This is a genomic window from Natronomonas sp. (assembly GCF_036625485.1).
GTDB lineage: Archaea > Halobacteriota > Halobacteria > Halobacteriales > Haloarculaceae > Natronomonas.
This window is the reverse complement of the sequence record NZ_JAZKTR010000119.1, coordinates 1-7,524: the sequence shown is the minus strand read 5'-3', so window position 1 is coordinate 7,524 and position 7,524 is coordinate 1. Positions and strand designations below refer to the sequence as shown.

9 protein-coding genes and 1 pseudogene are annotated in these 7,524 nt (G+C 64.9%); 3 read left to right on the top strand and 7 right to left on the bottom strand.

Features of this window, described 5'->3' with window-relative positions:
* Positions 1 to 245 precede the first annotated feature (245 nt).
* On the bottom strand, positions 246 to 1,214 hold the full coding sequence (locus V5A53_RS11215) for a phosphoadenosine phosphosulfate reductase family protein (protein WP_332313700.1): 969 nt from the start codon (positions 1,212 to 1,214) through the stop codon (positions 246 to 248).
* A 159-nt stretch (positions 1,215 to 1,373) separates the two neighbouring features.
* On the opposite strand from V5A53_RS11215, the gene V5A53_RS11210 reads away from it, so the two are divergent.
* Entirely contained in the window at positions 1,374 to 1,583 is a 210-nt protein-coding gene (locus tag V5A53_RS11210) for a hypothetical protein (RefSeq protein ID WP_332313699.1), read from the top strand.
* A gap of 81 nt (positions 1,584 to 1,664) precedes the next feature.
* Here V5A53_RS11210 and V5A53_RS11205 read toward each other — a convergent pair whose 3' ends face one another.
* The 3 genes from V5A53_RS11205 to V5A53_RS11195 form a co-directional block, all read right to left on the bottom strand.
* Positions 1,665 to 2,309: a DUF7110 family protein gene (locus tag V5A53_RS11205; protein WP_332313698.1), complete on the bottom strand. Its 645-nt coding sequence runs from the start codon at positions 2,307 to 2,309 to the stop codon at positions 1,665 to 1,667.
* Positions 2,310 to 2,433: 124 nt separating this feature from the next.
* On the bottom strand, positions 2,434 to 2,769 hold the full coding sequence (locus tag V5A53_RS11200) for a glutaredoxin family protein (protein ID WP_332313697.1): 336 nt from the start codon (positions 2,767 to 2,769) through the stop codon (positions 2,434 to 2,436).
* 62 nt (positions 2,770 to 2,831) lie between these two features.
* Positions 2,832 to 3,896, bottom strand: a complete 1,065-nt coding sequence (locus V5A53_RS11195) for a DUF5787 family protein (protein ID WP_332313696.1) — start codon at positions 3,894 to 3,896, stop codon at positions 2,832 to 2,834.
* An 85-nt stretch (positions 3,897 to 3,981) separates the two neighbouring features.
* Here V5A53_RS11195 and V5A53_RS11190 point away from each other — a divergent pair, with 85 nt between their 5' ends.
* Positions 3,982 to 5,496, top strand: a complete 1,515-nt coding sequence (locus V5A53_RS11190; protein ID WP_332313695.1) for an aldehyde dehydrogenase family protein — start codon at positions 3,982 to 3,984, stop codon at positions 5,494 to 5,496.
* Between the two features lie 280 nt (positions 5,497 to 5,776).
* Here the strand turns inward: V5A53_RS11190 and V5A53_RS11185 are convergent, their stop codons facing one another.
* The 3 genes from V5A53_RS11185 to V5A53_RS11175 all read right to left on the bottom strand — a co-directional run bounded on the left by V5A53_RS11185 (position 5,777) and on the right by V5A53_RS11175 (position 7,122).
* On the bottom strand, positions 5,777 to 6,583 hold the full coding sequence (locus V5A53_RS11185) for a carbon-nitrogen family hydrolase (RefSeq protein WP_332313694.1): 807 nt from the start codon (positions 6,581 to 6,583) through the stop codon (positions 5,777 to 5,779).
* Positions 6,584 to 6,589: 6 nt separating this feature from the next.
* Positions 6,590 to 6,814 (bottom strand): DUF7123 family protein, encoded by a 225-nt coding sequence (locus tag V5A53_RS11180; protein WP_332313693.1) that lies wholly within the window; start codon positions 6,812 to 6,814, stop codon positions 6,590 to 6,592.
* A gap of 119 nt (positions 6,815 to 6,933) precedes the next feature.
* A complete protein-coding gene (locus tag V5A53_RS11175; RefSeq protein WP_332313692.1) occupies positions 6,934 to 7,122 on the bottom strand; it encodes a DUF7525 family protein in 189 nt (62 codons plus the stop codon).
* A gap of 148 nt (positions 7,123 to 7,270) precedes the next feature.
* Here V5A53_RS11175 and V5A53_RS11170 point away from each other — a divergent pair.
* Positions 7,271 to 7,524, top strand: a pseudogene (locus V5A53_RS11170) (LEA type 2 family protein); the annotation flags it as partial.

Below are 7,524 nucleotides of genomic sequence, written 5' to 3'. Positions count from 1 at the left end.
GGTCCCGCGGACCGTGCGAGCGGGCCCCAGGCCCGCGAGCAGACGGCGAACGAAGTGAGCAAAGGGAGGCCCGCCGTGTCTTTTTCATGAACGTTCGGAAGACGCCTCCGGCGTCTTCCGCAGCCCATCAGAAGCGCGAAGCGCTTCTGAGGACGTTTTTGCCGGCGGGTTGCGGGCTTCGCCCGCAACCGGATGACGTGGCGGCTACGCCGCCACGCGCGCGAAGCGCGCCGTGCAAAAGGGCTCTACATGTAGCCGAGATCGCGCAGCCGTTCCATCAGGTCTTCCTTGTCCTGGGCGCGGCCGGCGCGCTCGGTCGTGTTCTCGAGGTCCTGCAGCCAGGCGGGCTCTTCGTCGGATTTCTCGGTCGAGATCTCGCTCCCCAGCGAGCGGAACCCGGCGAAGTACTTCGGCGAGACCGGGATGTCCTCGTGGGTGAGGTCGTTCGGCAGGTCGTCGTAGTCCTGGGGGACGTAGCCGTCGTCCGGGAAGTCCGGGACGGTTTCGGGGACGACGTAGAACCAGAAGGCGTCCCAGACGTCGGACTCGTCGAACTGCAGGATCGGCTGGATGCGGTCGTGCGGGGGGTAGATGTCGGGGTCGTGGCGGGGGCTGAAGAACGTCTCGTCGGCGCGGGCTTCCTGTTCGTCCCAGCGGATGCCCGAGATGATGCCGTCGATGCCCTCGGCTTCGAGGGTGTTGTTCAGCGCGACGGTCTTCAGCAGGTGGTTGCCGACGTAGGTGTCCAGCAGGAACGGGAAGGTGTCCTCCTCGTATTCGAGGATGTTGCGGATGTGGTGCTGGTTGTTCTCGTCGAGGGCGTCGACGGGGATGTCGTCGCCGGGTTCGAGGTCGTTCTCGTCGACGTAGGCGCCGACGTCCTCGTTGCGCGCGAAGATGACTTCGAGGTCCCACTCGTCGGCCCATCGCTCGACGAAGTCGAGCAGCTCGTCGAAGTGCTGGTAGTGGTCGATGAATACCGTCGGCGGCATCTCGTAGTCGAACTGCTCGACGACTTCCTTGACGAAGTACAGCGTCAGCGTCGAGTCCTTCCCGCCGGTCCACATGATGGCGGGGTTCTCGTACTCCTCGAGGCCGGTCGTGACGACCTCGATGGCCTTCTCGATCTTATCCTCGAGATTCGGGTAGTCCTCGGGGTTTTTGCCTTCGCCGTCCGTATAGTCGACGTCGACGTAGTCGGGGAATTCACTCATGGCGTATAATTACATCTCATTATACGCTAAAGGGTCTTTTGGGTTCGGTGAGCGTCGTGGGGACCGGTGACGCGGCGTCGGCGCTTTCGGCAAAACTTCGTTCACGGGTGACCGCGTCAGCCGAAACGACTTTTCGTCGTCGGGGTCCAGACAGCAGTAATGGCGGAGTGCAGCAACTGCGGGACGGAGATGAAGCCCCAACCGGGCGGTCTCCGGGGGTTGCTGTCGTTCTCCTCGGTCGAGGGCTACGAGTGTACGAGTTGTGGCGCGACGTTGTGTGCGGAGTGCAAACGTGAGAAGGTCATCAATACGATGGGCGGCTCCGACGTGACCTGCGGGGTCTGTGGCGGACGGCTCGAACAGCGGTAATCCCGGTCACTGCTCGTGACTCGCTTCTGAACGGGTGGCGCTCTCGCTCGGTAGGTAGCTGGCTCGAAAAAGGGCCGTACTTCAGTCGTCGCTGATGAACTTGTTGTCCCGCCAGTTGACGGTGTCCTCGCCTTCGCGCTCACGAGGGTCGTCGATGACCTCGATGCTCGCCGAGCGCTCTTCGCCGTCGACGATGCGGGTAGCTTCGAGTTCGTCGTCGACGGCGGCGATGGCCGTCAACGTGCCTTTCTCGGCGAACTTCGCGAGGTCGCACAGTACCTCGAACATCGGGTACTGCAGCGCCGTATTCTGGAGTACGGTCTCGCGGTCGCCCTTGAAGCAGGCGTACTCGACGAGTTTGGAGTTGATCTCCTCCTCTTCTTCCTGCAGTTGGCCGCCTTCGCCGAGGCTGCCCCACTGTGGGCCGTCATCGTCGTCGCTGTCGGTCGAAGCGGCACCGTTCTGCGGTTCGGGTGGAGTCTCGGACCATCCGTCCTCGGTCTCGTAGATCCGGTTCTCGGTGACGCTCGCCTTCAGCTGCGCCGTCGGCGTGTACTTCGAGATGTTGTCTTCGGCCGCAACGGCACTCACGATGAGTGTATTGTTTCGCCTCGTTACTTCGACGTCCTTTATCTCGACGGGTAACTCGTACCCATCGAAGAATTCGTGAACGTCGTCGAGTTGCAGTTCCAGCGTCGAATGAAGTCTGTAAACACGACTGGTCATGGTATCCCTGTCCCACAGAGGGCGCTTACCCTCTGACGCGAGTGGTCCGCCTAAATGTAGGGGTTCCTCACTTATATCACCTGTCCTTCCCTTTGTGACAGAATGACATAGGGCTACGTGGTAGTCAGGCGTTAAGTTCGGCAGCGAGTTCGCCCTGCTCGTCGAGTTCCACTAGGATGTCGCTACCGCCGATGAACTCCCCGTCGACGTAGACCTGCGGGATCGTCGTCCAGCCGCTGTGTCGCTCCAGTGCCGCCCGGAACTCCTCGCTGGAGGTCAACACGTCGACGGTTTCGACATCATCGCGGTGTCGCTGGATGTGGTTGATAGCCTTCTCGGAGTAGCCACACTGCGGCGCGATAGGCGTCCCCTTCATGAACAGCACCACCTCGTTTTCCTCGATGGTTTCGTCGACCAGTTCGTTGACCTGTTCCTGCGGGAGTCCCTCGTCGAGTGACATACCATTTCTACCGGCCGCGAGGGGAAAGCGGTTGCGCCACCGCCGAACGGCTGTCGGTGGCGTCAGCGTCGTCGCTGCCGTTTCTCGTCGAGCAACCGCTTCGTGGCCTTTCCCGGACCGCCGTCGATAGGCCACCCCTTCGAGCGCCACGCGGGTGGTTCCGGCGCGAACTCCGAACACCGACCGGAACACTCGGCGGCGGTCTGTTCGCGGCCCTTCGCGGCACACCAGGGGAACGGCCCCTTTGGCTCCCGAACCTCGAAATGCCGGCAGTCGGGCCGCATCGTATCGGCGTAGGAGCGCCAGCCGCGCTCGTAGGCGCGTTCGGCAATCTCCAGTCGCTTCCGGTGTTTCCATTCGGGGTCGGCGTACTCGAAGCGACAGGCCGAGGCGTCGTAATCGCCGCCGTCGGGACGGTCCAGAATCCGGGTGCCGGGGTCCTCGACCGCCAGCGTCCGGGGGTTCCAGACCGGGTCGGCCCGCCAGCCGTCGGGGCCCTCGGAGACGGCGAGGATACCGACTTCGACAGGCATCGCTTCCAGAAGCGCCGGTTCGATCTCCCCACGGGTCGCGCGCGTCGCCAGCCACACCTCGTCGGCCAGCCCCAGCGCCACGTCGTGTTCGAGTTGCTCGGCGAGGACGCGGGCGGCCGAGGCGTCGAGGTCGGGTTTATTCTCGATGGCAACGATGCGGTCGACCCAGTCGGGGTAGCGATAGCGGCGGCGAATCTCGATGCGGTTGCCGTTCCTGCGTTTCTCGATGAACTCGCGGTCGGCGGCCCGGTGGACGGCCTCGCGGACGTAGCGCCACGGATAACTGGGGTCGGGGAGGGCGTCCCGATAGAAGGTCCACGACCCGGGCGCGTTGCGGGCGATATGCAGGAGGTCCGAATCCAGCCGCTCGTCGCCGAAGGGCGCGCGGTGGTCGAGGCCGTCGGCGGTCGTTTCGACGACGACGGTATCCCAGCGTCGGCGCCGGGTGCCGAGTTGGCGGGCGATGAGGGCGTCGGGTTCGGCGCCGCGCTCGCCGGTGTCGCTGTTGGCGGCGTCCGACCGCCCTCGTCCCGCGGGCGGCCAGTTGCGCTCGGCCCACGAACAGACCCGCAACTCGAAGCCGAACTCCTTCACGGCCCGCCCTCGGAGTCGCGGGGACGTAAGCGGTTCGGCGACGCGTCGGCTACCTTTTTCACACCGCCCGCGCAAGTATTGCCACATGGCAGAATACGACCATTATATCGGCGGCGAATGGGTCGAAGGCGACGGCGACTCCTTCGAGAGCACGAACCCGGCCAACGGGGAGACGCTGGGAACGTTCCCCCGCGGGACGGACGCGGAGGTCGACCGCGCGCTCGCCGCCGCGGACGAGGCCTTCGAGGAGTGGCGGAACCTCTCCTACATCGACCGCGCGGAGTACCTCTGGGACATCTATCACGAACTGCGCGACCGCCACCAGGAGTTGGGCGAAATCGTCACCCGCGAGTGCGGCAAGGAGATCTCGGAGGGCAAAGCCGACGTCACCGAGGCCTGGCACATGGTCGAGTGGGCCGCCGGCAACGCCCGCCATCCCCACGGTGACGTGGTGCCCTCCGAGATTCCGAGCAAGGACGCCTACATGCGCCGCAAACCCCGCGGTGTCGTCGGCTGTATCACGCCGTGGAACTTCCCCGTCGCGATTCCCTTCTGGCACATGGCCGTCGCGCTGGTCGAGGGCAACGTCGTCGTCTGGAAGCCCGCCGAACAGACGCCGTGGTGCGGCCAGATCGTCGCCGAGATGTTCGCTGACGCGGGCATCCCGGACGGCGTCTTCAACATGGTCCAGGGCTACGGCGACGCCGGCGCCGCCATCGTCGACGACGACCGGGTCGATACCATCCTCTTTACCGGTTCTTCGGAGGTCGGCCATTCCATCGCCGACAAGGTCGGCGGCACGCCCGGCAAACTCGCGGCCTGCGAGATGGGCGGCAAGAACGGTATCGTCATCACCGAGGAGGCGGATCTCGACATCGCCGTCCACTCGGCGGTGATGTCCTCGTTCAAGACGACGGGCCAGCGCTGTGTCTCCAGCGAGCGCCTCATCGTCCACACCGACGTCTACGACGAGTTCAAAGAGCGGTTCGTCGACGTCGCCGCGAAGGTCGCGGTCGGCGACCCCCTCGACGAGGACACCTTCATGGGCCCGCTGGTCGACGAGGGCCAGATCGAGAAGTTCGGCCGGTACAACGACCTCGCGCGGAAGGAGGGTGCCAACGTCCTCGTCGACCGCGAGGAGTTGGGCGCCGACGAGATTCCCGACGGTCACGAAGAGGGCCACTGGGTCGGGCCGTTCGTCTACGAGATCGACTACGACCCTGACCTCCGGTGTATCAAGGAGGAGGTCTTTGGCCCCCACGTCGCCCTGCTGGAATACGACGGCGACATCGATCGCGCCATCGAGATCCACAACGACACGCCCTACGGGCTGGCCGGTGCCATCATCTCCGACGACTACCGGCAGGTCAACCGCTTCCGTGACCACGCCGATCTCGGCCTCGCTTACGGCAACCTCCCGTGTATCGGCGCGGAGGTCCAGTTGCCGTTCGGCGGCGTCAAGAAATCGGGTAACGGCTACCCCTCCGCGCGTGAGGTCATCGAAGCCGTCACCGAGCGCACGGCGTGGACGCTGAACAACTCCAAGGAGATCGAGATGGCGCAGGGTCTGTCGGCGGACATCAAGACCGAAGACGACTGATACGGACGGGTTGAACGGTAAAGGACTACAACGGTCCGTATGACTCGTCGCCGGTTTCGTTGGTTCGACGAGATGCGTCGCTCTCGGTGATGAGAGCGTGGAAACGAGGTGGCGGAGAGGAGTTGGGAGGCGGACGAGCGAGCCGAGGACCGGGCAACCTCGACTCGGTGGATGGACGGGCGCGCGGCGGGCGTTGTTGGTCTGCCATCACGACGAGAAAAGCGTCGTTCAGGCAAGCGATATTAATCCGGGCTAACTAATAAACCCTCGTTTCCTCGCCCTAGCGTCGGTCCCGCAGTGCGGGGAATTCCTCGCGAACCTCGTCGACCCGGTCGGGGTCGCAGTCGGCGTAGACGACAGTCGCGTCGTCGTCCGAAGAAGCGAGCGGCGTCCCCCACGGGTCGTAGACGGTCGAACGGCCGACCAGCGAGGCGTCCTCGAAGGTCGCCGAGCCGTTGACCGCGCCGACGTACAGCAGGTCCTCGACCGCTCGGGCGCGCGGCAGGAGCTTCCAGTGTTCGACCCGCGGGTAGGGCCACGCGCTCGGGACGAGTACCATCGTGGCACCGTCGTCGACGAGTCGGCGGTAGAGTTCCGGGAAGCGCAGGTCATAGCAGGTCGTCACGCCCACGGTGTGGCCGCCGAGGTCGGCGGTCGGGAGCTGGTCGCCCGGCACCAGCAGTTCGGCTTCCGCCGAATCGTAGCCGAAGAGGTGGTGTTTGCGGTAGACGAGTCGGCGCTTGCCGTCGGCATCGAACAGGACGGCGGTATTGGCCAGCCCCGATTCGGCGGGGACGGCCTCGCCGGCGTCTGCCGAGGCGGCGAGGTCCTCGACGATGGTGCCGGCGAGGACCGAAACGTCGTGTTCGATGGCCGCCTCGCGGATTCGCCGGTGTGTCTCACCGCCGAGCGGTTCGGCGGCGCGTTCGTAGCTCTCGAAGGCGAAGTAGCCGACGTTGAAGATCTCGGGAAGCGCGACGCAGTCGGCGCCCTCCTCGGCGGCGGTTTCGATGGCCGAGACGGCGCGCTCGACGTTGTCGTCGACGGCCGCCGATTCGATAGAAAGCTGAGCGAGCGCGAGGCGCATCGGGGGTTATTCTGGCGTGACCCGCCACGTCGTCGACCGGGCGCGGGACCACTTCTCGATGTCGACGTCCTCGGAGTACTCGGCGAGTCGCGGGAGGCGAGCCCCGACCTGTTTCGCGGTCAGGCCGATGGCGTCGGCGATGTGTTTCGCGCGGAAATACCGGTCACCACCGTCGGCGCGCTCCCGGAGGTGCGAGAGGATGCGCTCGTCTTCGTCGCTGAGTTCACTCATGCGTATCCCTAGTTGATGGACGGGCTTAAGATGCGCCCTTCATACGGACCGTTGTAACGTGTACCGGCCATCGCCAGTGCGGGTCGGCGACGTCCGGTAACAGACTACAACGGTTCGTATCAGCCGTAGACGTGATAGGCCGCGATGGCCAGCGAGCCGGCCAGCATCGCGACGCCGAAGGAGAGGGCGGCCGCGAGCTGGTCGCCGGTGAAGCCGAAGACAGTCATCCCGACGGCGCCGAGCACTGCGAGAACGCCCAACACCAGCGGGAAGCCGACACCCTTGTCCGTCGTCGAAGCGGTTGCCATACCGGGGCCTACGGCACGGCGAACATAAATCCCGACGTTCGCGGTTCGCCGGTCTTGACGTGGTATCGCCGTCGCCTGCGTCGTCGCCGATACCGTCGACGGAGGCCATAGAGTATATCTTTCCGGCGCGTTTCGTCGTGAAGTGACGATGACATCCGACCGTGGGATCTTCGGCCTCGCGAAACTGAAGGTCGTGGCAGCGGTGCTCGGTGTTCTGACTGCATCGCTTCTCGGCGCCGTCGCTTTCGGTGTTCTCGGCGCGCCGTCGGTCGAGGCCGTCGACAACGAGTTCGGCGAGGTGACAGAGGAGACCACGGTCATCCACACCGATCTGGTGATCAACAACCCCAACCCCGTCGGCGTCCGCCTCGGGGACACCCAGATCAACTACACCGTCCGGAT